The following is a 26,419-nucleotide window of genomic DNA, read 5'->3' on the forward strand; positions in this document are numbered from 1 at the left end:
GGAGAGCTTTTCATGAGTGGAAAAATTGATGTGCGCGAAATCGACGCTTTGGTCGATGCACAAAATGGACGTATCACGCCATCGATCTATACTGATCCTGACATTTACGAATTAGAACTTGAACGTGTCTTCGGTCGTACATGGTTATTTCTATGCCATGAAAGCCAAATTCCTAAGGCTGGTGATTTCTTCAATACCTATATGGGTGAAGATCCAATTATTGTGGCACGCCAAAAAGACGGCTCAATCAAAGCATTTTTAAACCAGTGCCGTCACCGTTCGATGCGGGTCAGCTTCGCAGACTGCGGTAATACCCGTGCATTTACTTGCCCATACCACGGCTGGTCATACGGTATTGATGGTTCACTCAAAGATATCCCGCTTGAAGAACGTGCTTATCCACATGGGGCATGTAAAGAACAATGGGGTCTGGTTGAAGTCAATCGTGTGAAGTCTTACAAAGGCTTAGTCTTCGGTTGCTGGGATGAAACCACACCTGATTTAGAAGAATACATGGGCGACATCGCCTGGTATCTGGATGGTGTGGTAGATCGTCGTCCGGGCGGGACAGAAATCATCGGTGGTGTACACAAATGGGAAATCGACTGTAACTGGAAATTTGCAGCGGAACAGTTTGCTTCTGACCAATACCATGCTTTGTTCTCTCACGCTTCTGCGATTCAAGTTCTGGGGGCAAAACCGGATGATGAATCCTCGAAGAAACTCGGTGCTGCACAAACAGCGCGTCCGGTGTGGGAAACCGCCAAAGACGCGATTCAATATGGTTCACGCGGTCATGGTTCAGGCTTCTTCTTTACTGAAAAGCCGGATGCCAACGTATGGGTGGATGGTGAGGTAGCGAACTATTTCCGTGAAACTTATGAAGAAGTCAAAGAGCGTTTAGGTGAAGTACGTGCGCTGCGTCTTGCAGGTCATAACACCATGTTCCCGACATTGTCTTGGTTAAACGGTACGGCAACACTGCGCGTATGGCACCCACGTGGTCCAAACAAAACTGAAGTTTGGGCATTCTGTATTGCGGATGCTGAAGCGTCGCAGGAAGTAAAAGAAGCTTTTGAACGTTCGGCAACGCGTGCCTTCGGTCCGGCCGGTTTCCTTGAGCAAGATGACTCGGAAAACTGGATCGAAATCCAGAAAGTGCTTCGGGGTTATAAAGCGCGTCAAAACCGCCTGATCATGGAAATGGGTAAAGGCAACGAGAAAGTTCGTGAAGATGATATTCCGGGCATTACCAACTACATTTTCTCAGAAACTGCAGCACGTGGCATGTACCGTCGCTGGGCAGATTTATTGATCCATGAAAAATGGGAAGACGTAGAAAAAGCCGCTGACGAATACGAGAAGGAGCTTGTGAAATGAGTCAAATCAGCTTAGAACTGCATCACCAGATCAGTCAGTTCTTGTACCGCGAAGCAAAATTGCTGGACGACTGGAAGTTCCGCGAATGGCTGGATGTATTGGCAGAAGATATTTCGTATACGCTGCGTACTACACCGAATGCGCAAACCCGTGACCGTCGCCGTTCGATTGAGCCGCCAACCACCTGGGTATTTAACGATTCTAAAGATCTGCTGGAACGCCGCGTTGCCCGTTTGGAAACCGGTATGGCCTGGGCGGAAGAACCTCCTTCACGTACTACACATATGGTGTCTAACATTATTGTGGAGCCGACTGAAGTTGACGGTGAATACGACGTGTATGTCACTTACCTGTTGTACCGCACCCAGAAAGAAAAAGATGTCACCATCTACTGCGGTAAGCGTCACGACAAAATCCGTCAGGTCGATTCCGAGCAAGGCTTCCAGATCTTCAACCGTAAGATCACACTGGACCAGGCGACTTATAACTCACACAACCTGAGCGTGTTCTTCTAATGAATAAGATTTTTGTTTGCCAAGTTGACGAACTGGACGAAGGCGAAGCGTTAAAAGTAGATTGTGGCGTAAACGGTATTGAAGCGCTGGCAGTATTCAATAACGGTGGTGAGTTTTTCGCCATGAACGACCGCTGTTCACATGGTAATGCCTCAATGTCTGAAGGTTATCTGGAAGATGACGGCACGGTGGAATGTCCACTTCATTCAGCGCGTTTCTGTCTAAAAACTGGTACAGCACTTTGCTTGCCAGCAACTGATCCGATTCAGACTTTCCCGGTAATTGTAGAAGATGGTCAGTTATTTGTTGAGATGGCAGGAGAGTAAGCATGGGTTGGCTACAAGGCGAAGTTGCACTGATCACGGGTGGTGGTTCAGGCTTAGGCTGGGCTTTGGTCGAGCGTTTTATTGAGGAAGGTGCACAAGTTGCGGTTCTTCAACGTTCAAAAGCTAAAGTGGATGCATTAAATGAACACTTCGGTGGGAAAGTTCTTGCGATCGAAGGTGATGTAGCCAGCTATGCAGATAACGTTCGTGCAGTTCAAGCAACTGTAGAACGTTTCGGTAAACTCGATTGTTTCGTGGGCAATGCCGGGATCTGGGATCATTATGCCGATATCGTCAATACTTCGGGCGAGCAGCTGGAAAAAGCCTTTGACGAAATCATGGGTATTAATACCAAATCTTTAATCCTGGGAGCGAAGGCTGCGCTGGATGCATTGATCGCTTCTGAAGGTTCTATCATATTTACTTTGTCTAATTCGGCACTGTACTCCGCTGGCGGAGGCCCTGTATATACTGCATCCAAGCATGCCGGTGTCGGGGTGATGAAGGAACTGGCTTATGAGCTTGCGCCTAAAGTACGAGTGAATGCGGTTGCACCCTCAGGTATGAATGTGAATATCAAAGGCGCGGCATCCTTGGGTCAGGATAATCTGGGCCTGCTGGATGCTCGCGACCCTGAGAAAATCGCACGTGGTATGCCACTGAATTTCTTGCCTGAACCGGAAGACATGACCGGTTCATACGTGCTGTTGGCATCGCGTCAAAATAACCGCCCACTGACCGGTGTTCTGATTAATGCAGAATGTGGTCTGGGAATTCGTGGCTTACGCCAGCCACGCGCCGGTTTCTTTGACGAATAAAAATCTAGTCTAGTCGAATGGACTTATCGGCAGCCTGTTCTGGGCTGCCTTCCTTATTCAGGAGTCTCTCATGGCCGTTAAACTCATTTGTGCATCGCACAGTCCGTTAATGGAATTTGCTTCACCGCAGGATCAATCCAAAGAGCAGAAAGTACGTGCTGCTTTTGAACAGTTGTCTGCTGAAGTAAAAGCCTATGATCCCACTCTCATTATCACGTTTGGTCCAGACCATTTTAACGGTTTCTTTTATGACCTGATGCCAAGCTTCTGCGTGGGGATTCGTGCCAAAGCCGCAGGCGACTGGGATTATGGCAAGGACAATGACCACATTGATGTACCGGAAGATCGGGCACTGGCGCTGGTTCGCCGGGTGCTGGATGAAGGGGTCGACGTTGCATACTCCTACCGTATGCAGGCGGACCACGGGGTGACTCAGCCTTTACATTTTCTGTGCGCAGGCAAGCTTGATCGTTATCCAACAATTCCGATTTTTATTAATGGCGCTGCAGCACCGATGCCGACCACCAAGCGCACCATCGCTTTGGGCCGTGCAGTCGGCCAGTTTATCAAGTCTTTAAACCTTGAAAATGAGCGCGTACTGGTGCTGGGTACAGGGGGGCTGTCCCATGATCCACCGACACCACAAATGGGTTCAGTACCACCAGAAGTGGAAGAGTTTCTGATCGCCGGCCGTCATCCGACAGTTGAAGCCCGGGAGGCACGTCAGGCAAAAATTATTGCTGTCGGCCAGAAACTCGCAGCAGGGGATACCTCGGTTGCAGTGCCACTCAGTCCGGAATGGGATGTCGCATTACTTGAAAAATTCAAGCAGGCCGACTTCGCTGCACTGGAAGCCATGACTGAAGCTGACATTCGCCGTGATGGGGGCCGTGGCGGTCAGGAAGTCCGTTCCTGGATGGCGGCTTTTGCTGCTTTAAGTGAAATGGGCGAATACGACATGACCACCCACTGCTATGAAGATATCAGTGAATGGATTGCGGGCTTTGGCATCGTATCTGCAGAGTTAAAAGGTTAATGACATGAGCAACATCGAAACCATCGTGATTGTAGGCGCAGGCCAGGCAGGTGCAAGCGCGATTTTAGAACTGCGTGGCAACAAGTTTGAAGGCAACATCATTCTGATTGGTGATGAAATACATCTGCCTTATGAACGTCCACCACTGTCTAAAGACGTGATTCTAAAACCTGAAGAAACCAAAATTGAAATCCTGTCCGAAGAAAAACTGGCAGATTTGGGGGTCGAGCATATCCGCGGCAATGGCGTGGTGAAAATCAATGCTGAAGCGCACACGGTTGAGCTGCAAAATGGTGACGTTGTTGCTTATGACAAGCTTTTGCTGGCCACCGGTGGTGCGGCACGCCGTTTGCCAAACTTCGATGCCTTAGGCAAGCACGTCTACACTTTGCGTAATCTGGAAGATTCACAAGCGCTGGTGCCTGTATTACAGCCGGGTCGCCGTATCATCCTGATCGGTGGTGGCGTGATCGGTCTGGAACTGGCCTCCAGTGCTCGCTTCAAAGACTGCGAAGTGACTGTGATTGAAATGGGTCCAATGGTCATGGGGCGTTCATCTCCACGTATATTGAGCGAGTTTTTATTGGCTCAGCAGCGTCTGGCTGGGGTCAATGTGCGTCTTGAAACCAAGATTGCAGACTGCCGTCTTGAAGGTGAAGAAGTTGTCGTTACTCTTGAAGGTGGTGAAGAGCTGCGTGCTGATGCAGTTGTTTACGGTATCGGGATTGTGCCAAATGCACAGCTGGCGATTGATGCCGGTTTAGCGGTGGATTGTGCGATTCAGGTGAATGAACACTGTCAAACGTCTCATCCTGATATTTATGCTGCCGGCGATGTAGCGACTCAGCTGCGTGACTGCGGCAATCATCGCCGTGTCGAAACCTGGGAAAATGCCAATCTGCAAGCCGGAATTTTTGCCCGTCATGTGATGGGGCTCGAGCAGCCAACCCCTAATCCGGCGTGGTTCTGGACCGATCAGCTCAATATCAACTACCAGTTCGTGGGTGATATGACAGCAAGCGAGTGGGTTGTACGTGGTGAAATGAATGCCGAGCAGGGGGCTGATTCATCATTTGTATTGTTTGGTGTCACAGATGGCATCATCGTCGGTGGCATCACGGTGAATGCGGCCAAAGACATGCGTCATCTGAAAAAACTGATCAGCAAGCAGGCGGCTTTTGAGGCGGATAAATATCTGGATTTAAGCCAGGATTTGCGTAAGCTGGTGAAGTAAGCTGAATGTTTAACAAAGGCAGATCTTGGGGAACTGGGGTCTGCTTTTTTTATGGCTACTTTATTTATTGTTTTGGCATGACCACTATTTATATTGCGACGTTTAATTACTTTGTGCAGTTGTGTCTTACTTTTCAAAGATGAAAAGTAACAAAAATCTTTTGAGCGTTTGAAGATACTTCCTTGTATCCCAAACGCTCGAGCGGCATCCATGCCGCTTGTAATACTGCTAATCGTGGATTTGAACAGAACTTTTGGTTTAATTCTTTTTATTATATTTAATTGAGTCATTTATGAATTCAAATTCATCTTCTATGCTGGTGACGGCAAGTATATATGCGCTTTTGGTGCTGATCTGGGCAGCGACGCCGCTGGCGATTGTCTGGAGTGTGGCAGAGGTGCATCCGATGTGGGTGCTGATTATCCGCTATTTTGGTGCCTCCATCATTGCGCTGCTAGTGCTCAAACTGATGCGCGGTCCATTACCTTTTGACCGTACCTCGATGCAAAGCTATCTGGCCGGAAGCTTGAATTTAATTGGCGCCCAGCTGTTTATTTATCTGGCTGCCAATTATTTAACTTCAGGTCTGATGGCCCTGATTTTTGGGTTCTCACCGCTAATTGCCGGCTTGATCGGGCATGTGATTTTAAAAACCCATCGGCTGGTATGGCTGCAATGGCTGGGAATGGCGGTTGCGGTAGCTGGCCTGAGTTTTGTCTTTGCCGATTCGGCAGATTCAAAAATTAACCCGTGGGGCGTGGTGCTGATGCTGATCAGTATGGTGTCGTATATCAGTTCGATTTTCTGGGTCAAACAGATTAATGCACCGCTAAAACCAATGTCGCAAGCCACCGGTTCATTATTGGTGTCTGCGGCAGGTTCACTGTTGTTAATCCCGTTTATCTGGCAGCATTTTCCCACACAGATGCCAGGTACCCATGCCATGATCGGGTTCCTGTTTACCATGATCATGTCATCAATTGTGGCCATGCTGTGCTATTTCTGGCTGATCCGCCGTCTGGCTGCGTCTACGGTCTCTTTAAGTAATGTAATGACCCCGGTGATTGCACTGGTTCTGGGAGCAACACTCAACAATGAAATAATTAGCAGTCATGCTTTCGCCGGAATTGCGGTGGTGATGTTGGGCATTGTCATGTATTTCTGGAAAGAATGGCGCGAACAGTATTTTTCCAGAACTTAGCGGCACAGCAAACAGGAAGGGCCTCAGCTGTTCTTTTTAGAACTTCAGTGCGCCCAACCGCCCGGATCATCCATCAATCTCACCACGCTACAACAATTTATAAAACAACTGCTGCTTATAAACTGATTAAAATACTGGTACATAAGATCAAGAAAAGCTGAATACAGCTTGTTTAGGACAGTTTCAGGATGTCTGAATCAAATAAAGTTGTGGTCTATGCTGCCCTGTTTGGGAATCTGACGATTGCAGTGGTGAAGTTTATTGCAGCCTATATGACCAACAGTTCAGCAATGCTGAGTGAAGCCATCCATTCCATTGTGGATACTTTAAATGAAATTCTGCTGCTGTATGGCATGAAAACCTCCCAAAAACCGGCAGATGCCCAACATCCTTTTGGCTATGGCCGCGAGTTGTATTTCTGGGCATTTATTGTGGCTCTGATGGTCTTTGCCCTAGGCGCCATCGTTTCCATTTATCAGGGCATACAGCATATTTTACAGCCTGAGGAAATGCAGGACCCTGTCATTAACTATATTGTGCTGGGTATCGCAATTGTATGTGAAGGGTTTTCCTGGTGGGTGGCTTTAAAAGCCTTTCGCAAGCAGAAGGGCAAGCTCGGATATTTTGCCGCATTCCGACGCAGTAAAGATCCCACCACTTTTACCGTATTATTTGAAGATACTGCTGCCTTGACCGGCTTATTGATTGCGCTGGTCGGAATTTTCTTGGCCCATCAACTGAATATTCCCGAGCTGGATGGTGCAGCATCAATTCTGATTGGCGTTGTGCTGGCGATTTCAGCCTGGCTTTTGGCGCAGAAAACCAAAGGTCTGTTACTCGGCGAAGTTGCAGATCCCAAACTGCGGGACCATGTTTTAAAAGTAGCCCAGCAGGATCATGCCGTTCATAGCGCCAACGGTCTGCTGACTGAACAGATGGGCGCGCATCAGGTGATTGTATTTTTAAGCCTGGAATTTAAAGATGATCTGACTTCAGATGAAATTGAACACTGTGTCAATCGGATAGAAGCCCAGATCAAACAGTTACATCCTGAAATTATTGCCCTCTTTGTCAAGCCGCAAACCAAGGCAGTATGGCTGGAACGCACCCGGGGCCGGGTCTAAACACCCCGCTTATCAGGTGAGGCTTCAGCTTAAGTGGATAGCGCCTGTTGTAAAAGGATGGTTTATGCGTTCAAGCCGGCTTTCTTTGAGAGCCAAAAGGCTGCTATATTTGAGCTGGGGTGTACTTCAGGGCAGCATATCGAAAGTCTGTTTAATCCGACCAGTAACTACTCGCAAAGTTTCGAAGCTCTTCCTTTTTTGGTTTTTTTGCTAAAAATAACAAAAACATAAATGAATACCCTGATCAGATTTCATAGTATGCTTAGATACGCAGGTATAGAAGTTGGTATGCTAATAACAAAGATACTTCGCTTGAGCGCCTCAAGTCGATGCTGTCTTGCATATAGCAAATAATAAATAGTGGATGTTTATGCAAGATTTTTTTAAAACTAAAAAGTTTCAGCTTGAGACCGAATCCAGTTGGAAGCATCTCTGGTCCAAGCCGGTATTTGACTATTTGCATTCAGCGCATTTTGATGGTCAACGGTTCAAAAATCTGGAGCCCTCTTCGCTTGAGCAGAGCCGCTTCGACTTGTATAAATGGTTATTTACCAGAAAGTCCAAAACCTGGGAAGTGAACCTGAAACAGGAGCAGGCCGACTTCCTGTCGCGTCCGCGTGCCTTACCGCATCACCGCCCCGATGCTTCTTTGGATGACTGGCAAATCTGGTTTATCGGCCATGCCACGGTCCTGATCCAGATCGGTCCTTATAACTTTCTGACCGATCCGGTCTGGTCAGAATATGCCAGCCCGTTTTCATCCCGCGGTCCACAACGGGTGATTCCTGCCGGGATTGCCCTGGATGAATTGCCTCCGATTGATGCAGTGCTGCTTAGCCATAACCATTATGATCATATGGATCTGGCCACACTCGGCTGGTTGCATCACAATTTTAAGATGCCGATCTATACCGGTCTGGGAAATGCCTGGTATCTGCCTAAAGACTATAATGTGATTGAAATGGACTGGTGGGAAAACAGCTTTTTTCAAAACATCCGGATTGTGTATACACCTGCGCAGCATGCCTCAGGACGCGGCATGCGTGATCAGAACTGTGCCTTATGGGGAGGATTTTCCTTGCTGCATGGTAAAGAACACTGTTTCTTTGCCGGCGACAGTGGCTATTCTTCGCATTTCAAGGAAATCCGCAAACGTCTGGGTGAGCCGCGAATTGCATTACTGCCTATCGGGGCCTATGAGCCGCGCGAGCTGATGCGTTATATCCATATGAACCCGGAAGATGCCTTTCATGCCCATCAGGACCTGCATGCGCGCTGTTCTCTGGCCATTCATTACCGGACCTTCCAGTTGACCGATGAAGACCGTGACCAGCCTGAAAATGTCCTGCAGGATATTATCCAGCATTCTTCCAAGCTGATTAACCCGTTTTACTGTATTCGTGAAGGCAAGCGCATTATTGTCTAGCTGCTGGATGCTGTTCTAGGACAATGAGAAGAATCAGCAGGGCAGGCTTCATGATCGGTGGGCTAAATCCTGCTGTCCGTGTGATAGGGGAGCTAAGCCCCATCAGCCAAAAAACATTCATCTCTCCAGAAAGTTCAAGCTGGAGTTTTCGCATAGTTCCCCCGATTCAGCCACCGTCCAACAATCCTGAGCCAAACCGTACAAAGTAGCTAAAAACTTAAGACTCATCCATCACATCTTCCAGAAAATGGCGCTTATTTTCACTAGAAGGTAGCAGGCAGGTATTGGTTTTTCCAAACCACTGATAACGGTTTAAAGCAACCTGACGATACAGAAAATCGCGTGCAACGCGTGGAATAATATACCCGATATTCATGAATGAAAAAGGCAAGCCGAGTTGCTGCATGACTTTTAGCACAGCAGTTGACTCGGTATAAAGCTGCCCCTCTTTAATGACGAGCAGCGTCGTATACTGCTCCGTTGACATCTGATAATGCTGAAGCAGGGCAGAGCCTAAGGGAGATTGTGCAGAGACCAATTTAAACTGGATTTTTCTGTCATATCGGATTAAAAAACGTGCCCAGCGCGTGCAGATGACACACACGGCATCAAATAAAATAATGTCGTATTCTTGAATGATGTCTTCTATCGTCTTGCGCATGGTTATACTTTTTTTGTAATGGGCTGTTTTCATATTGCATGAGCGACCAACAAAAAACCACCCGAAGGTGGTTTTTTACGCTCTTTACTCAAGTTTTAGAGAAAACTTGGTAAGTTTTTCGCAGGATCACTTTCACGCGCGGCTTGTGCATCGGCCACAGTCATGCCCAATGCTTTGGCGACACCTTCACCGTATGCAGGTTCACATGCATAGCAATTACGGATATGGCGGTATTTGATGAAATCCAGTGCATCCCCCATCGCGCCGGCAGTGTTATTGAACAAGGCCTGTTTTTGTTCATCGTTCATCAAGTTGAACAGGGCTCGTGGCTGGCTGAAATAATCGTTGTCGTCTTGGCGATAATCCCAGAAATCCGCATCACCGGTAATTTTCAGTGGGGGTTCTCTGAACTCTGGTTGTTCCTGCCACTGGCTGAAACTGTTTGGCTCATAATGGGGCAATGAACCATAGTTGCCATCCATACGGCCCTGACCGTCACGGCGGTTCGAATGCACAGGACAACGCGCAGCATTGACCGGAATTTGTGAATGATTCACGCCTACACGGTAGCGCACAGCATCGGCATAGTTCACCAAACGGGCCTGTAACATGCGGTCTGGTGAATAGCTGATCCCGGGAACCAGATTACTTGGCGCAAATGCCGCCTGTTCCACATCCTGGAAATAGTTTTCAGGGTTGCGGTTCAACTCGAACTCACCCACTTCAATCAGTGGATAGTCGCCTTTTGGCCAGACTTTGGTCAGGTCAAATGGATGATAGGGGACTTTTTCTGCCTCTGTTTCCGGCATGATCTGCACGTACATTGTCCATTTCGGGAAATCGCCACGCTCAATGGCATCAAATAGGTCGGTCTGGCTGCTTTCCCGGTCTTTGGCAATCAGCGCTGCTGCTTCCGCATCGGCCAGGTTTTGAATGCCTTGCTGGGTGCGCATGTGGAATTTCACCCAGAAGCGCTCATTTTGGGCATTAATAAAACTATAGGTATGGCTGCCAAAACCGTGCATATGACGATAGCCATCTGGAATGCCGCGGTCTGACATCACAATCGTCACCTGATGCAGGGCTTCAGGCAATAAAGTCCAGAAATCCCAGTTATTGGTGGCACTGCGCTTGTTGGTTTTTGGATCGCGTTTAACCGCTTTGTTTAAATCCGGGAATTTGCGAGGATCACGCAGGAAGAATACCGGGGTATTGTTGCCGACTAAGTCCCAGTTCCCTTCTTCCGTATAGAATTTCAGGGCAAAACCGCGAATATCACGTTCGGCATCAGCTGCGCCACGTTCACCCGCTACGGTAGAAAAACGCGCGAACATCTCGGTTTTTTTACCTACTGCAGAGAAGATCTTGGCACGGGTATAGCGGGTAATGTCATGGGTGACGGTAAAGGTACCGAAAGCGCCCGAACCTTTGGCGTGCATACGACGCTCAGGAATCACTTCACGCACAAAATTTGCCAGTTTTTCATTCAGCCATAAATCTTGGGCAAGCACGGGGCCACGAGCACCAGCTGTCATGCTGTTCTGATTGTCTACAACAGGCGCACCAGCTTCAGTGGTAAGGTGCGTGACAGGACATTTTTTAGAGTCATCGCTCATTGTATATCTCCATTATTATCATCATCATATTTTAAGGACTGCGAGAAGAATCTATGCAGAGTATCACGCTCAATCCAATATGAACCGTTCTGTAAATTGATTTTAAAGTGGCGTTGCTATAGCGATGCGATCTTCAAAAACCGAAAAATTAAAAAATGCAAAAATATCTAGAAGCACAATAACATGAAAGTTGTGGTTATCTTATTGCTCTAAGCGGAGTGTTAGGCTCTGAGATTAATCAGAATTATGCATTTTGACAAATAGAATATTATGTTTGCATTAACCGTTTATTTCGATCATTCAAGTTTTTGTTATTTATTTAAAATTAAATGAATTCACGGGTCTGGCGAGTTGTAGTGGATGGCTCCATTACAGCAGTCTTGGGCTAGGTCATTTGGCATAGATAAGCTATACAGCGCATGCGCCTCGTTGATTTTTGATAAAATTTTTATTTTAAAAACTGCCTATGCTGGGGAGATTTATTGACTATACTGGGATGAAAACCGCCATAAAAATAAAACAGGAATTAGAGCAATGCAGACATGGACGACCCATCAAATTCACAACCAGTTTGATGAAAAGCAGGATTATAATTTATTTGAAACCGATATCGTATTACAGCAAATTTTACAGCGCTATGGCAGCCAAGATCAGGCCACCTTGTCTAAAATGGCACAAATGGCCGGTTCAGCCGAATATTATCAACATGCCGAACTGGCCAATCAACATCCTCCCATCTTGCATGCCTTTGATGCCCGTGGCCGTCGTAAAGATTTCATTGAATTTCATCCCTCCTGGCACAAATGGATGGGCTTGAACCGTCACTTCGACACACATGCCTATCCCTTTAACCACCCGCAATCTCCATCCAGATGGGTGGAGTGGGCGGCTCGATTTTATCTGGCTGGACAGATCGAATGTGGCAACCTGTGCCCCAATTCCATGACGCTGGGCAGTATTCCGCTCATCCAGCGTGAACCTGAGCTATGGGCAAAGCTGGGTGAGCAACTGCTATCGACTGAATATGATGAGCGCGATGTACCGATTGCCCAGAAAAAATCAATTTGGCTAGGCATGGGCATGACCGAGAAGCAAGGTGGTTCAGATGTGCGGGCGAATCAGACCATTGCTGTGCCAATTGCGGAGCCGGGCCGTGGCAAAGCCTATGTGCTGACCGGACATAAATGGTTTTTTTCTGCGCCGATGTGTGATGCACATTTGGTGGTGGCAAAAACCGAGCAGGAAGGATTGGCTTGCTTCTTTGTACCACGCTGGCTGGACGATGGCACAAAAAATAATATTCATGTGCAGCGCTTAAAAGACAAAGTCGGCAATCGCAGTAATTCCAGTTCCGAGGTCGAATTTAATCAGGCCTGGGGCATAATGATTGGTGAAGCCGGGCGTGGGATTCCCACGATTATCGAAATGGCGAATTACACTCGGCTTACCTGTTCGGTGGGCAGTACCGCCATGCTGCGCCAGGCTCTGGTACAATGCCTTGCCTATACCCGTCAGCGTAAGGCTTTTGGCAAGCATTTGGTTGAACAGCCCTTGATGCGCGCCGTGTTGGCAGATTTGGCTTTAGAAACTGAAGCGGCCATGCAACTTAGTTTTCATTTGGCGCATTGTTATGAATCCGATGATGCCTTAGCACTGGCATGGAAACGCATCATGACACCAGCATCTAAATTCTGGATTTGCAAACGGGCTGTCGAGCTGACAGGCGAGGCGATGGAAGTCTTGGGCGGTAATGGTTATGTTGACGATGGTATTATGGCGCGTATCTTTAAAGAAGCCCCGGTAAATACCATCTGGGAAGGTTCAGGCAATGTCATGTGTCTGGATGTACTGCGTGCCATTGCACGTGAACCTGAGTCGATGGAAATGCTGTTTAAAGACTGGGCATCTACCGCTATGCACAATGAAACGCTAAAAACGGAATTGCAGTCTTTATTTAAACTCTTCCAGCAGCCGCCCGAAGAATTACAGTTTATGGGACGCAGTCTGGTTAGCCGTCTGGTGATTTTGGCCCAAGCAGTGTTGCTGACACGTCATGCCCCGGACTATGTAGCCGATGGATTTATTCAAACCCGCTATAGCGGTTTTCATGGCCGTGTGGCGGGAATGATTGAGGCGAAGCAGGTGGATGTGGAACGGGTGTTGGAGCGGGTCTTGGCAGCTTAAGAACCTGTCTTCCATTTTCTGGATGCTGTAATCCGCCCAGCTTGGCTGAATAAAAAAGATTGTACAATGTACAAAAAAGCGTATGATCAGCTTCTCTCAAGCTCATGGAAATGAGCGCCTACATGCAAGAAATAATGCAAGCTGAACGGGCTTGAATTTCAACCCTGTGAACCCATTAATCCTATAGGCAATAACTGAAATCCACAGGATTTGCAGGTTGACTCAACCGAAAACCTGAACCGAGACTAAAGCCCCTCAACTGAAAAAGGACAGCGCGATGGCAAAGAAAAAAGCACTGCCAGAAGTGGTCATTCACAACTTCGTGGCGAAACACATGCATGAGGTCAACAAGAGTCAGGTCTTTGTAGACCGGAAGAAAAATGCAAAACGTGGCTACACCAAGCACAAACAAGGGCGATATCAACAAGATGATCGCCCTTTTTTATTACTGCATTTTTTGGCGGCTGGTGTTTAAGCCCCGACAATCCGGGTGGTTGCTTTCACCATATCCCCCAGACCATGGGTTTTAAAATAATATTCAATCCGGCTTTTCACCACCAGAGGATTATCCATTTTTAAGGCATGTGCCAGCATCTCTTGCGCATCATTCATCGGTACATGACAGATCGCCTTGCGGACCCGCAAAATATTACTGGAACTCATCGACAGGGTATTAAAGCCCATTGCCATCAATAGAATTGCAGAAAGCGGATCTCCTGCCATTTCACCACAAATACTGACCGGCTTTTCATTGCGATGACAGTCTTGAACCAGGCGGTCCAGCGCGCGTAAGACAGCAGGATGCAAATGAGAATAGACATTGGCCACCCGCGGATTATTACGGTCGACTGCCAGCAAGTACTGGGTCAGGTCATTGGAGCCGACCGAAAAAAAGTCCACCAGTTCCGAGAACTCATCAATCTGATATAAGATACTGGGCACTTCCACCATAATACCGATTTTGGGTTTGGTAATTTTGACCTGTTCTTCTTCCTGAACGGCATGATGGTCGCGTTCCAGCAAATATAAGGCTTCTTCGACTTCGCTGACACTGGTCACCATTGGCAGCAGAATATGCAGATTATTCAGCCCGATACTGGCTTTTAGCATGGCGCGGATCTGGGAAGAGAAAATCTCCGGATGATCGAGGGTAAAACGGATGCCGCGCCAGCCCAAGGCTGAATTTTCTTCTTCAATGGAAAAATAAGGCAGATCCTTGTCGGCACCAATATCCAGGGTACGCATGACCACCGGTTTGTTGGCAAAATGGCTCAGCTGCTGGCGGTAAATGGCGCGCTGCTCTTCTTCACCGGGAAAGCGATCTCGCAGCATAAAAGGAATTTCAGAGCGATAAAGGCCAACGCCTTTGGCACCCCGTTGAACGCCACGAACCACATCAATCATCAGGCCGGTATTGACATACAGTTTCACCACAATGCCATCTGGGGTAATGGTATCCTTGGTTTCATACTGCCGCAGGTCTTTGGCAATCAGTTCTTCTTCTTTTTGAATTTCTTTATAACGGGTACGCAGGCGGCGCGGCGGATTGATAAACACCCGGCCCTGATGTGCATCCACAATCATTTCCACATCATCAATGCTACTGATTGGCAGCTCGGTCACCCCGACCACGGTAGGAATACCGAGGGCACGTGCCACAATGACCATATGCGAGTTCATGGCCCCTTCAGAGGTTACAATCGCTGCAATCTTATCGACCGGCAATTCGACCAGAGCAGCCGTCGAAATTTCTTCACCAATCAGGATACTTTCGTCGGTGAGTTCACGGTGGCTGGAATCCGCTTCCTGTAAGCGTGCCAGAATGCGCCGTCCCAGATCTTTCAGATCTGCAACCCGTTCCCGCAAATAGTCATCTTCCATCTGGGCGAACTGGGCCACATGGCTATCAATTACAATACGGACTGCGCCTTGTGCCCAGTTTCCATCACGAATTTCAGCTTTAATTTCAGCCGGCAGGGCATTTTCATCCAGCATGCGCAGGAACACACTAAACAGGGCGCGTTCTTCGGCCATCAGTGCATCCTGCATTTTTTCATCCAGCGCCTGAATTTCTTCACGCACTGAATCTAGGGCATTGTCCAGAAGCTGTAATTCTTCACTAATATCGTCGGCTTCGCGATCTGGTACAGCGGCCAGATCGGCAGGCGGATAGAGAATAACAGCGCGGCCCAGTGCAATTCCGCCAGAGCCGGAGATTCCCTGAAAGGTTTTATAGGCAGGCAGATTGCTGGGCTTGCGAAAGACATCAATATTGCCAACCGCGTGGGCATGTGCAATCACGCCCGACAACTGGGCACAAAGTGTGACCAGAAAAGATTCCGCTGCTTCAGAGAAATCCTGAGGTTCTTTGTTCTGGACCACCAGTACACCCATCACTTTGCGACGGTACATGACCGGCACGCCGAGAAAAGAGTTATAAATCTCTTCTCCGGTTGCAGGCAGGTACATAAAGCGTTCGTGTTTGGAGGCATTATCGAGGTTGACGATTTCCTCACGCTGCCCGACCAGACCCACCAGACCTTCACTGGTATGCAAGGAGACATGGCCGACAGACTCAGAGTTTAGACCCTTAGAAGCCATCAATAGATAACGCTGGTTGCGTTCATCCAGTAGATAGATGGAGCAGACATCCACATGCATGGCGGCAGCCACATGATTGACCATAATCTCGAGAGATTCATGCAAACTGGCCGAGGCATTGATTTCTTGAACAATGCGTCTTAAAGTGTCCAGTTGCATATTTGACATCAGTTCTGCTCCGTCATACTCAGAATTTTAATCGGATACTTATTTATAACAATAGCCAGCCAAAAAATCTGCATATTGATGCGATTTTTTAAGGTTTTTGCTGTGGGAGCTGCTGGCACAACTCGATCATTGCCTTGCGATAAACATCACGTTTAAAATTCACGACCTGGCCCAATGGATACCAATAACTGACCCATTGCCACTGATCAAATTCTGGTGGGTCGGACAGGTTCAACTGAATGTGCTGTACCGGCGCCGTCAATTTGAGTAAAAACCACTTTTGCTTTTGACCGATACATACCGGATCTGAATCCGTACGTATATAGCGGTGTGGCAAACGATAACGCAACCAGCCTTTGGTTTGCGCAACTATTTGGACATGTTCAGGCAGTAAGCCAACTTCTTCTCTCAGCTCACGATAGAGTGCCTGCTCGGGGGTTTCTCCAAATTGGATCCCGCCTTGTGGAAATTGCCATGCATTATGACCAATGCGTTTTGCCCATAAAACCTGTCCAGCATCGTTTGCCAAAATGATCCCGACATTCGGTCGGAAACCTTCAGAGTCGATCATTTGGCTACCTAAAAAATTTGTTTAATTTATGCCTTTGCTTCTGGGGGATGTTTATTTCTTTATCCTGCACACAAAAAGCAAAGTTTAAAAATGTTAAAATTGTTATGATCTTAACGAATTTCTATCGACTAGCGGAGATAGATTTACAAATTTTTTCTTAAATTTCAGTTTTTACGAGTATTTTCATGAAATTGGCACTATTTGATCTCGATCACACCTTGTTAAATACTGATTCAGATCATTCTTGGGGAGAGTTTTTGGTTCATGAAGGCCTGGTCGATCCAGTTCAGCATCGCGCCATAAACGATAAATTTTATGAAGATTATAAAAAAGGCCAGCTGGACCCGATTGCCTATAACGAATTTGTATTCCAGTTTTTAACCCGACATGAGCAGGATTATCTGACCAAATTACATCAATTGTTCATGCAAAAAGTGATTCGCCCGCAAATGCGTCCGGAGGGTTTTAAAGCCATTCAGCGTCATAAGGAGGCCGGCCATGAAATTGTGGGAATCACCGCGACGTCGGACTTTATTACCGCGCCTATTTTCCAGGAGTTTGGTATTAGCGAGATTATTGCCACCAATGCTGAAAGGGTGGAGGGTAAATATACCGGCAAGGTGATTAATATTGCCTGCTATCAGCAAGGCAAGCTGGCACGTCTGGATCAGTGGCTGGCAGGCCGTCAGGTGCAAGAGTCCTGGGCCTATTCTGATTCGATTAATGACCGTTTCCTGCTGGAGTATGCTGACCATGCCATTGCTGTCAATCCGGATGACCGCCTGAAAGCGCTTGCCATTGAGCAGGGCTGGGACATTCAGGACTGGTCAATTTAATTTATTGTAGTGCTACAGCACAACGCCGGTCGTGCTTTTTTATGCCCACTAGGACGAAAGTCGCAGTACTTTTTAGGCTGCGCGTGCCGGAACAAACATGCTATGCTCAGGGACACAAAATAGCCATAACATGATAACAATAGCAAAAGCTGAGGTGCTGAATATGACTCTAGTTCGACCGCGTATGACACATTTATTTGCACAGTTAGGTCTGGATTCAAGTGAAGAAGGAATTGCCAAATTTATTCACGAGCACCAGTTACATAAAGATCTGACCTTACTGGAAGCTCCTTTCTGGAATGAAGCTCAACGTCAGTTTCTGACAGAAAAAATTGCATCGGATGGAGAGTGGGCGATTGTAGTCGACCAGCTCAATGAATCCTTACATGAAACAACCCGCTAAGCCATTTTAAGGGCTTAGAAAGAAAAAAGAGGAAGACCTGGTATCTTCCTCTTTTTTAATTTTTACTAAAAATTCCTGGTCTTGGACTAGATTAATGAGTGCGTTTCCAGATCGTGAGCTGCGCCAGACTGTGCTGATATTTACGTGCAGTTTCACGAATGACAAAGGGCACATCCTGCGGTTCAGCCAGCAGCTCAAAATGTTCATTGAGAAGCGCCGAAATTCCTTCGAATGTGGTCAAAGCTTTTCCATCTTGTAAAAAACCACCCAGCCATTCACTGCGCGCCGTATGGTCTTCTATCCAGGTATAGGGCGAACTCAGCATCAGGATTCCACCAATATTCAGGCGTTTATAAATCTCCTTCAGGAAGGCTTTGGGATGATGCAGGCGGTCCAGCAGATTGGCAGCCAGAATAAAATCATATTCTTTAAAATGCGGTTTCAGATTACAGGCATCGGCCTGGAAGAATTCAACTCTGGATTTGTGCTGCGCCAGTCCTAGTTCCTTTAAGCTAAAGCTTTTATCCTGCATCAGGTCACCTTCGACTGGAATGCGGTAGTGCAGGCGATCTTCCTGAATCAGTTTTACGCCCATCTGGATAAACCGTGCGGAAAAGTCCAGCCCGGTGACCTGATCAAAATCACGTGCCAGTTCAAAGCTGGCACGTCCGGTGGCACAGCCGACATCAAGTGCTTTGTGGCAGGGCGTGGCTTGGAAATAAGGACGTGCCAGATTGACCAGCGTCTGGGCAAAATTGGAAACATTGAAATAATCAGCGCCATACTGGAATTCCAGATATTGCGAGACCAGCTGATCACTTTCATACTGCGACTGGAATTGTGGTAAGGCATACGCGGCTGCCACATAACGAAAACCGGCATGCTGGAAAAAATGCCGTCTAAAGGCATAACGTGAACTGTGTAAGGCCTCATTTCCGGCTGAAATCCAGGAGCCGCCTTTAATCAGGTGATGCTGGCCATCAAAAGTAGGGGAACTAAAATCATCATAAAAAGGATGTACCTGAAAACCTTCAAAAGGATAAATGGCAGTTTCGGTCCATTGCCAGACGTTGCCCTGAACATCATAAAAATCGCCCTGCTGAAACTGATCAACCGGGCAGGAGTTGGGCGCATATTTCAGTTCAATATTGGCCTGTGCCGGACTCGGTAGAGTCGGGTCCAGACCCGACACAGTATAGAGACGATACCATTCATCCTCGCTGGGCAGACGAATCGGCTGGTCGAGCTGCTGCGATTTCCACTGACAGAAAGCTTTGGCTTCATGATAATTTACCTCTACCGGCCAGTCCCAAGGCATGGGAACCTCTTCCAGCATCAGCCGCAGGGACCAGCCAAGTTCAGTCTTGACCCAGAAGGTGGGATGGGTCGCCTGAGAAAATTTTAACCATTGCTGTCCTTCTTCACTCCAGTAATCGGGATATTGATAGCCGTCTGCTTCGACAAACTCTAAGAATTCCTGATTCGACACCAGATATTGCGCCGCCTCAAAGGCTGGAATGTCGGCATGATGATGGCCATATTCATTGTTCCAGCCATAAAAGGGGCTGTGAAAATCTTTATCTAAAATGACCGGTCCAGCAGGGACGGCCAGCAGGCGGTTTTCGGGAGCAATGCCGGTGATCACATTGGCACGCCACAACGGATGATTTTGCACATAGTGTAATTGATGCTGGCGAATCAGCACCGATGAGGTTTCCAGATGAATACGCTCATGCTCAATCGCCATGATGATGGTCCACCAGGGATGTTGCCAGTTCAGGGGAAGCGTTAAGGGTGCATGTTCCAGAATATTCAGGATCAGGGCGCGAACCTGATGCCGGTAATCACGAACGGCCTGCACACTGGGCCAGTCATAATTCTGCTCATCCAGATCATCCCAGCTCATTTCATCGACCCCAATAGCGAAAAGGCTTTCAAAGCGTGGATTCAGGCGTTCCTGGACAAGTTTGGCCAATAATAATTTATTAATGAAAAAAGTCGCCGTATGACCAAAATAAAAAATCAGCGGATGGCGTAAAGAGATGGGTTTACGATAATAGGCTTCATCATTTTTTAGACAGTCAAATAACTGCTCATAGGTATCGAAAGTATTCAGAAAATACTCACGCAAGACTTTGCGCGCGCTGTGCTCATCTTTAAAGTCAAGATGCGGCGTAGGTTTGAGGCTGGGCCTGAGAGACTGCCACAGCTCAGCCTCATCAGTTCTGTCTTGTGCCGTAGCAGATAAGGTTTTGGAATAAGAATGAAGCTGCATCTGGTCCGTCCCTTCAAATACATTTTAAGTATTCATGGTATTAAATGAATTTGTTTATCTTAAAAGTACTCTAAAGCCATCATGAGATGCGAGGTATTCGGTAACAAAATGCTGCATCGCCATAGATGCAGCAGAGCAGAGTCAGATTTAGAGCGCAGGATTCTGCATCAGCTGTACCAGGGCTTCCGCCGCTTTGGACTGGGTCCGGCCCGGATGCCAGACCATGCCCAGACTGCGGTTCATTTGCAGATTAATATCCAGTTGCTGCAAATCATGATTAACCAGGGTTTTGGGTAAAACTGACCAGCCCAGCCCGATGGATACCAGCATGCGGATCGATTCCAGTGGATTATTGCTCATGGTAACTTTAGGTTTGATACCGCGTTTTTCAAACTCGGCCAGCGTGATCTGCGAGGTATAGGTCTGTGAAGACGGCAACAGGCTGGGGTAGTTGAGTAAATCTTCCAGACTCAGTTTTTTTTGCTGGGCCAGAGGATGAAACGGGGCTGCCACAAAAACCAGAGGATCATTCCAGATGGTGACATAGTTCAGGCGTTCATTGCCACGCGGCGGCAAGGTGAGAAATGCCAGCTCCAAGTCACCGGCAATCACCTGTTCATGCGCCTGTTCAGAATCGACAAAATGTACATCCAGAGTGACATCCGGATACTGCTGCACATAGTTACGTAAATGGCTCGGCAGATGATGCAGGCCAATATGATGGCTGGTGCCAATCTTTAATTTTCCCTGTATCTGACCCTGTTCATGGCTCAGGGTATAATGAATATCTCCCAGCTCGTTCAGCCAGTTTTTGACTTTAGGCAGCAGTGAATGGGCGGCATGGGTGGCCTGTACGCCGCGGCCAGCAGACTCAAACAGCTTGACCCCAAAATAGTCTTCCAGACTATGAATACGTTTGGTCACGGCAGGCTGGGTAATAAAAAGCTGATCTGCAGCTAGGGAAATTGAGCCGGTTTCCATAACTTTTACAAAGGCTTCAAAGGCTGCGAGATTCATTTTGATTACCTATAAAGAATTTTCATACTTAATTTTATTATTGTAATTATTTGGGAATAAATCAAAGTGAAATTATGTAAATTTAAAATTAATTGGCCAGCTTGTTCATATTTGAGTATTTTTTAATAAATCAACTTTTTCTCAGCGCATCGGGACACGTCTGCAAGATTCTTATAATCCTCTCGATAAGAGACATCTGCCTGTGCATCCATCCACTGCTTTGTATTTCGCAGAGAGATGATTTTTGAGATGATCCGGCTGAAATTTCAAAAATATCGAGGAGCAATTGATCTTCTTTAGCGGACGCTCTCCATGAACATTGTCACAATTCAGCATTTGCCATGAGTCGTTGTGACCGTTATTGCAATAGTGGTGGCGATTGGCACCTCCAGCTCACAACTACTCTGGACTAGGCTTAAGCTTTAATGTCTTGCGTGGGTGCCCGTTTCTGGCCTTTTCGACTCCATATCTGTTCATGAAAGAAGAAAGCAAAGGCTTGCACAGTCGGTTCAAGTAAGCTGAGAGTGATCGCCATCCATACATTACCGGTGACCCCATAAGTAACGAGCATGGCGACCGTAATGTGCATGAGGTAATAACTTAAGGTCTTTTTGAAAATACGCTGGTTGCTGTGGATAAAATGTTGAATGCGAGCCATGCCGATCACCACTAAAGACTGGAGTTTATTAAATGATAATTATTATCATTTAAAAAGTAAAAAAGAAATTCTGATTGATGATTATTGGTTTATTGAATGATAGTTCTTATAGAAAATGAAGGGAGTAGAAAACAGCTAAATCCATACGGAAAATAGAAAGCAAACTAGGGGGAGGATGAGAGTATAAAGGCAGTGAAACTTCTGAAAACTTACTTAAAATCTTTGCGTTTAAGCAGATCAGGCGCTGAGTAAAACAGGTTTAAAATATTCCAAAAGGTTTTTTAATTAATAAAAACGATAAATTAGATTTATGTAAAAACGTGGTTATAATCAATATCAATGAAAGAATTACCCAGTCCAGTGGAGCACATCGACATGGCAGGCGACAACCAAAAAGCAAAGACTTTGTATGACAAATTGTGGGATGACCATTTAGTAAAACAACGAGATGATGGCTCTGCATTACTGTATATCGACCGCCATTTATTGCATGAAGTGACTTCTCCACAGGCATTTGAAGGTTTGCAGCTTGCGGGCCGTAAACCTTGGCGTTTAAGTGCCAACGTGGCGACTCCTGACCATAACGTTCCGACCTCAACCAAAGAGCGTTCTGAAGGAATTGCCGGGATTGAAGATGATACTTCACGCATTCAGGTCCAAACTTTGGATGATAACTGTAAAACCTTTAATGTGGTGCAGTTTGATATTAACGATATTCGCCAAGGGATTGCCCACGTTGTCGGTCCAGAACAGGGATTGACCTTGCCGGGGATGACGGTGGTCTGTGGTGACTCGCATACTGCAACACATGGCGCATTCGGCTGTTTGGCTCATGGCATTGGAACTTCAGAAGTTGAACATGTATTGGCTACCCAGTGCTTGGTTCAAAAGAAAATGAAGAACATGCTGGTCCGCGTGGACGGCAGGTTGGGTCAGGGCGTTACTCCGAAAGACGTGGTCTTGGCCATTATTGGTAAAATTGGGACCGCAGGCGGTACAGGTCACGCGATTGAATTTGGCGGTCAAGTGTTCCGTGATATGTCCATGGAAGGTCGTATGACAGTCTGTAACATGGCCATTGAAGGCGGGGCGCGTGTGGGTATGGTGGCTGTCGATGACAAAACGATTGAATATGTGAAAGGCCGTCCTTATGCACCAAAAGGCGAACAGTGGGATGCTGCAGTTGCGTATTGGAATACCTTGCATTCTGATGAAGGTGCGCACTTTGACACAGTAGTCGTGTTACAAGGCGAAGAGATTGAACCACAAGTATCATGGGGAACTTCTCCTGAAATGGTGATTCCTGTGTCTGCTGCTGTTCCAACGTTGGAACAGGCCAGAGATGAGGTGCAACGTAATGACTGGACCCGTGCATATAACTATATGGGTTTAACCGCAGGTCAAGCCTTGGCAGACATTCAATTAGACCGTGTGTTTATCGGCTCTTGCACCAACTCGCGTATTGAAGATATTCGTGCAGCCGCTGAAGTTGCGAAAGGCAAAAAAGTGGCCACTAGCATTAAACAGGCCATGGTGGTTCCAGGTTCTGGTTTGGTCAAAGCCCAAGCTGAAGCTGAAGGTTTGGACAAAATCTTGATTGAGGCGGGCTTTGAATGGCGCGAACCGGGGTGTTCAATGTGTTTGGCAATGAATGCTGACAAATTGCAACCGGGTGAACATTGTGCGTCCACCTCTAACCGTAACTTCGAAGGTCGTCAGGGCAATGGCGGTCGTACTCATCTGGTGAGTCCAGCGATGGCCGCAGCCGCAGCCATTGCCGGTCACTTTGTGGATGTGCGTTCATTCTAATTTAAGTCCTCATTCCAACCTTCCCTGAGGGAGAAGGAATACCCTCTTAGGTGAGGAGAGGATGAGGGAGAGGTTACGGATTCATTGGGAAATAATCATGAAAAAATATACCGTTGAACAAGGTATCGTTGCACCATTAGACCGTGCCAATGTGGATACCGATTTAATCATTCCAAAGCAGTTTTTGAAATCGATCAAACGTACAGGTTTTGGCGATAACTTATTTGATGAATTACGTTATCTGGATGAAGGCTATCCGGGTCAAGACAATTCAAAACGTCCTATCAATCCAGATTTTGTGTTGAACCAGCCGCGTTATCAAGGTGCAACGATCTTAATTTCTCGGGCTAACTTTGGGTGTGGTTCAAGTCGTGAACATGCACCCTGGGCTTTGGAAGAGTATGGCTTCCGCACCGTGATTGCACCAAGCTATGCTGATATTTTCTTTAATAACAGCTTTAAAAATGGCATGTTGCCGGTCATTTTGTCTGAAGAAATTGTAGATCAGTTATTTAAAGAATGTACGGCGAGCGAAGGTTATCGGTTGACCATTGATCTGGAAGCGCAGGAAGTTCGTACCCCAGCGGGTGAGGCTTTTAAATTTGAAGTCGATCCATTCCGCAAGCATTGTTTGTTGAATGGTTTGGATGATATTGGTTTAACTTTACAGGCAGCAGATGATATTCGTGCCTATGAAGAAAAAACCAAGCAATCACGTCCATGGGTATTTGCTGAAATTCAGCCATAAAACAGTAAAAATTATCATGGCATGACTGCTTGACCCTTGCTAATATCAAAAGATTATTGAGTTTTTTGATGGGTAAGACAGATCTTATGGCAAATGATTGGAAACAGTGGCTTGCTTTAACTGCAGTATCGATGCTGTTGGGCGCGTGTCAAAGTATCGATACCCTGAAACTCAAGCATGGACAGGATAATACGCCAAATCCATCCCATGCCCGGATTTACTGTGCTGGAACATCGGACTGTCAGTTTGAGCGTTGGAATGAAACCCCGATTGTCCATGCCGGCAATGGCCGAATCAGTGCCGAAGCGATGAAGCAGAATCTGGTGCGCTTGCAGGCCGAAAACCTGAAGCAGGCGAACCCGATTTATTTATCGGTACCGGCAGGACAGCATGAACTGGTGGTACGTTTTTATCCGATTAGCAAGGATAAGGCCGAAACCCTGCACCTGTTCCAGCGTTTCAAGGCCAACCAGAACTATACCTTTAAAATGTATCGTGAGCGTAAAGCACACAATAAAAGTTTATTAAATGCCTCTGCACCAGATCCGCTTTGTGTGGATTTACTACAGGAGCAGAAAACCATTCGTCGTTTTTGCAAACCTTATAACGCAGTCACCGGGATTGCAGAGTTTGTAGAAAGAAAAATTTAACCCCTCAGGCACCTGCCTGACCCTATAAATGGAAAATCTCATGTCTAAACAAATTTTGATTTTAGCTGGTGACGGTATTGGTCCTGAAATCGTAAAAGCCGCAGAGCAGGTGCTGACACGAGTTAATGAAAAATTTAATCTGGGTTTAACATGGGAACAGGGCTTACTCGGTGGTGCTGCGATTGATGCGCATGGTTCGCCTTATCCGGAAGTAACCTCTGAGCAGGCCAAAAAAGCCGATGCGATTTTGCTGGGTGCAGTGGGTGGTCCTCAATGGGATAACATTGAACGCTCGATCCGTCCTGAACGTGGCCTGTTAAAATTACGCAGTGAACTGAATTTATTTGCCAACCTGCGTCCAGCGATTCTTTATCCGCAACTGGCTGATGCTTCAAGTTTAAAGCCTGAGATTGTGGCAGGTCTGGATATTCTGATCGTACGCGAATTAACAGGTGGTATTTACTTCGGTCAGCCACGTGGTATCCGTGAATTGGAAAATGGCGAGAAGCAGGGTTATAACACTGATGTCTATTCAGAATCTGAAATCAAGCGTATTGCCAAAGTTGCATTTGAAATGGCCAGTTTACGTGGTGGTAAAGTGTGTTCGGTAGATAAAGCCAACGTGCTGGAAGTCACCGAGCTTTGGAAGCAAACTGTCACGGCATTGAAAGAAGAACACTATCCAAATATCAACCTTTCACATATGTATGTCGATAATGCCGCCATGCAACTGGTACGTGCGCCAAAACAGTTTGATGTGATCGTGACCGGGAACCTGTTTGGTGACATCCTGTCTGATGAAGCCGCGATGCTGACTGGTTCAATCGGTATGTTGCCATCGGCATCCTTGGATGAAAACGGCAAAGGCATGTATGAGCCTTGTCATGGTTCGGCGCCTGATATTGCGGGTCAGAATATTGCTAACCCCTTAGCGACTATTCTGTCTGTGGCGATGATGCTACGGTACACCTTCCGTGCAGAAGAGGCGGCAAAAGCCATCGAAGATGCAGTTGGTAATGTACTGGATCAAGGTCTGCGTACGACTGATATCATGTCTGAAGGCATGCAGAAAGTGGGTACAGTGGAAATGGGCCAGGCTATTGTCGCTGCCTTGAACTAAATCAGATAGGGTGAAAAAACGCAGCTCAAGCTGCGTTTTTTA

24 protein-coding genes are annotated in these 26,419 nt (G+C 46.9%); 17 read left to right on the forward strand and 7 right to left on the reverse strand.

The genetic code is table 11. The annotated features are described in order from the left end of the window. Window positions 1-12 precede the first annotated feature (12 nt). The 9 genes from hcaE to NI461_RS01755 all read left to right on the forward strand — a co-directional run bounded on the left by hcaE (window position 13) and on the right by NI461_RS01755 (window position 9,060). Window positions 13-1,380 (forward strand): 3-phenylpropionate/cinnamic acid dioxygenase subunit alpha, encoded by a 1,368-nt coding sequence (hcaE, locus tag NI461_RS01715; RefSeq protein ID WP_151205625.1) that lies wholly within the window; start codon window positions 13-15, stop codon window positions 1,378-1,380. Continuing rightward, window positions 1,377-1,895 (forward strand): 3-phenylpropionate/cinnamic acid dioxygenase subunit beta, encoded by a 519-nt coding sequence (hcaF, locus tag NI461_RS01720; RefSeq protein WP_151207093.1) that lies wholly within the window; start codon window positions 1,377-1,379, stop codon window positions 1,893-1,895. Before hcaE ends, hcaF begins: the two co-directional genes overlap by 4 nt. After that, window positions 1,895-2,221: a 3-phenylpropionate/cinnamic acid dioxygenase ferredoxin subunit gene (gene hcaC, locus NI461_RS01725; RefSeq protein WP_151205623.1), complete on the forward strand. Its 327-nt coding sequence runs from the start codon at window positions 1,895-1,897 to the stop codon at window positions 2,219-2,221. Before hcaF ends, hcaC begins: the two co-directional genes overlap by 1 nt. Window positions 2,222-2,223: 2 nt before the next feature. After that, window positions 2,224-3,039 (forward strand): 3-phenylpropionate-dihydrodiol/cinnamic acid-dihydrodiol dehydrogenase, encoded by an 816-nt coding sequence (gene hcaB, locus NI461_RS01730; RefSeq protein ID WP_151207091.1) that lies wholly within the window; start codon window positions 2,224-2,226, stop codon window positions 3,037-3,039. Between the two features lie 70 nt (window positions 3,040-3,109). After that, a complete protein-coding gene (locus NI461_RS01735; RefSeq protein ID WP_253156327.1) occupies window positions 3,110-4,075 on the forward strand; it encodes a 3-carboxyethylcatechol 2,3-dioxygenase in 966 nt (321 codons plus the stop codon). 4 nt (window positions 4,076-4,079) lie between these two features. After that, window positions 4,080-5,309 (forward strand): 3-phenylpropionate/cinnamic acid dioxygenase ferredoxin--NAD(+) reductase subunit, encoded by a 1,230-nt coding sequence (gene hcaD / locus NI461_RS01740; RefSeq protein WP_253156329.1) that lies wholly within the window; start codon window positions 4,080-4,082, stop codon window positions 5,307-5,309. Window positions 5,310-5,601: 292 nt separating this feature from the next. After that, a complete protein-coding gene (locus NI461_RS01745; RefSeq protein WP_151204028.1) occupies window positions 5,602-6,510 on the forward strand; it encodes an EamA family transporter in 909 nt (302 codons plus the stop codon). Window positions 6,511-6,698: 188 nt separating this feature from the next. Continuing rightward, on the forward strand, window positions 6,699-7,634 hold the full coding sequence (locus NI461_RS01750) for a cation diffusion facilitator family transporter (RefSeq protein WP_253156331.1): 936 nt from the start codon (window positions 6,699-6,701) through the stop codon (window positions 7,632-7,634). Window positions 7,635-8,004: 370 nt separating this feature from the next. Beyond that, a complete protein-coding gene (locus NI461_RS01755) occupies window positions 8,005-9,060 on the forward strand; it encodes an MBL fold metallo-hydrolase (protein WP_253151604.1) in 1,056 nt (351 codons plus the stop codon). A gap of 217 nt (window positions 9,061-9,277) precedes the next feature. Here the strand turns inward: NI461_RS01755 and NI461_RS01760 are convergent, their stop codons facing one another. Then, window positions 9,278-9,721 carry a thiol-disulfide oxidoreductase DCC family protein gene (locus tag NI461_RS01760; RefSeq protein WP_253156333.1) on the reverse strand — a complete coding sequence of 148 codons (444 nt, stop codon included), beginning with the start codon at window positions 9,719-9,721 and terminating at the stop codon, window positions 9,278-9,280. A gap of 95 nt (window positions 9,722-9,816) precedes the next feature. Continuing rightward, window positions 9,817-11,337, reverse strand: coding sequence for a catalase (locus NI461_RS01765; RefSeq protein ID WP_253156335.1), 1,521 nt, complete (start codon window positions 11,335-11,337; stop codon window positions 9,817-9,819). A 534-nt stretch (window positions 11,338-11,871) separates the two neighbouring features. On the opposite strand from NI461_RS01765, the gene NI461_RS01770 reads away from it, so the two are divergent. Together NI461_RS01770 and NI461_RS01775 are read left to right on the forward strand one after the other, a co-directional pair. Beyond that, complete coding sequence (locus NI461_RS01770) at window positions 11,872-13,521, forward strand: acyl-CoA dehydrogenase family protein (protein WP_151204023.1); 1,650 nt, start codon at window positions 11,872-11,874, stop codon at window positions 13,519-13,521. A gap of 277 nt (window positions 13,522-13,798) precedes the next feature. Beyond that, on the forward strand, window positions 13,799-13,996 hold the full coding sequence (locus tag NI461_RS01775) for a hypothetical protein (protein WP_151204022.1): 198 nt from the start codon (window positions 13,799-13,801) through the stop codon (window positions 13,994-13,996). On the opposite strand, the gene ptsP is transcribed toward NI461_RS01775, so the two are convergent. After that, window positions 13,993-16,290: a phosphoenolpyruvate--protein phosphotransferase gene (gene ptsP / locus NI461_RS01780; protein ID WP_151207072.1), complete on the reverse strand. Its 2,298-nt coding sequence runs from the start codon at window positions 16,288-16,290 to the stop codon at window positions 13,993-13,995. The genes NI461_RS01775 and ptsP overlap by 4 nt on opposite strands. Before the next feature lie 88 nt (window positions 16,291-16,378). After that, on the reverse strand, window positions 16,379-16,861 hold the full coding sequence (locus NI461_RS01785) for an RNA pyrophosphohydrolase (RefSeq protein ID WP_151204020.1): 483 nt from the start codon (window positions 16,859-16,861) through the stop codon (window positions 16,379-16,381). A 185-nt stretch (window positions 16,862-17,046) separates the two neighbouring features. Between NI461_RS01785 and NI461_RS01790 the strand changes: the two genes are divergently transcribed. Together NI461_RS01790 and NI461_RS01795 are read left to right on the forward strand one after the other, a co-directional pair. After that, window positions 17,047-17,697, forward strand: coding sequence for an HAD family phosphatase (locus tag NI461_RS01790; protein ID WP_151204019.1), 651 nt, complete (start codon window positions 17,047-17,049; stop codon window positions 17,695-17,697). A gap of 163 nt (window positions 17,698-17,860) precedes the next feature. Continuing rightward, window positions 17,861-18,100, forward strand: coding sequence for a DUF2789 domain-containing protein (locus NI461_RS01795; protein ID WP_151204018.1), 240 nt, complete (start codon window positions 17,861-17,863; stop codon window positions 18,098-18,100). A gap of 91 nt (window positions 18,101-18,191) precedes the next feature. Here NI461_RS01795 and ovoA read toward each other — a convergent pair whose 3' ends face one another. The 3 genes from ovoA to NI461_RS01810 form a co-directional block, all read right to left on the reverse strand. Then, window positions 18,192-20,375, reverse strand: a complete 2,184-nt coding sequence (gene ovoA / locus NI461_RS01800) for a 5-histidylcysteine sulfoxide synthase (protein WP_253156337.1) — start codon at window positions 20,373-20,375, stop codon at window positions 18,192-18,194. 147 nt (window positions 20,376-20,522) lie between these two features. Next, the gene (locus NI461_RS01805) at window positions 20,523-21,392 is read right to left on the reverse strand and encodes a LysR family transcriptional regulator (protein WP_151204016.1); all 870 of its coding nucleotides are present in this window, start codon (window positions 21,390-21,392) and stop codon (window positions 20,523-20,525) included. Window positions 21,393-21,807: 415 nt separating this feature from the next. Further along, window positions 21,808-22,056 (reverse strand): DUF2061 domain-containing protein, encoded by a 249-nt coding sequence (locus NI461_RS01810; protein WP_253156415.1) that lies wholly within the window; start codon window positions 22,054-22,056, stop codon window positions 21,808-21,810. A 369-nt stretch (window positions 22,057-22,425) separates the two neighbouring features. On the opposite strand from NI461_RS01810, the gene leuC reads away from it, so the two are divergent. The 4 genes from leuC to leuB all read left to right on the forward strand — a co-directional run bounded on the left by leuC (window position 22,426) and on the right by leuB (window position 26,377). Further along, window positions 22,426-23,859 (forward strand): 3-isopropylmalate dehydratase large subunit, encoded by a 1,434-nt coding sequence (leuC, locus tag NI461_RS01815; protein ID WP_253156339.1) that lies wholly within the window; start codon window positions 22,426-22,428, stop codon window positions 23,857-23,859. 97 nt (window positions 23,860-23,956) lie between these two features. After that, window positions 23,957-24,607, forward strand: a complete 651-nt coding sequence (gene leuD, locus NI461_RS01820) for a 3-isopropylmalate dehydratase small subunit (RefSeq protein WP_253156340.1) — start codon at window positions 23,957-23,959, stop codon at window positions 24,605-24,607. Window positions 24,608-24,693: 86 nt separating this feature from the next. After that, window positions 24,694-25,257, forward strand: coding sequence for a hypothetical protein (locus tag NI461_RS01825; protein ID WP_151204013.1), 564 nt, complete (start codon window positions 24,694-24,696; stop codon window positions 25,255-25,257). A 40-nt stretch (window positions 25,258-25,297) separates the two neighbouring features. Continuing rightward, window positions 25,298-26,377 (forward strand): 3-isopropylmalate dehydrogenase, encoded by a 1,080-nt coding sequence (gene leuB / locus NI461_RS01830; RefSeq protein ID WP_253156342.1) that lies wholly within the window; start codon window positions 25,298-25,300, stop codon window positions 26,375-26,377. Window positions 26,378-26,419: the final 42 nt, after the last annotated feature.

It is taken from the genome of Acinetobacter sp. S4400-12, assembly GCF_024129495.1.
GTDB classification, from domain to species: Bacteria; Pseudomonadota; Gammaproteobacteria; order Pseudomonadales; family Moraxellaceae; genus Acinetobacter; species Acinetobacter lwoffii_C.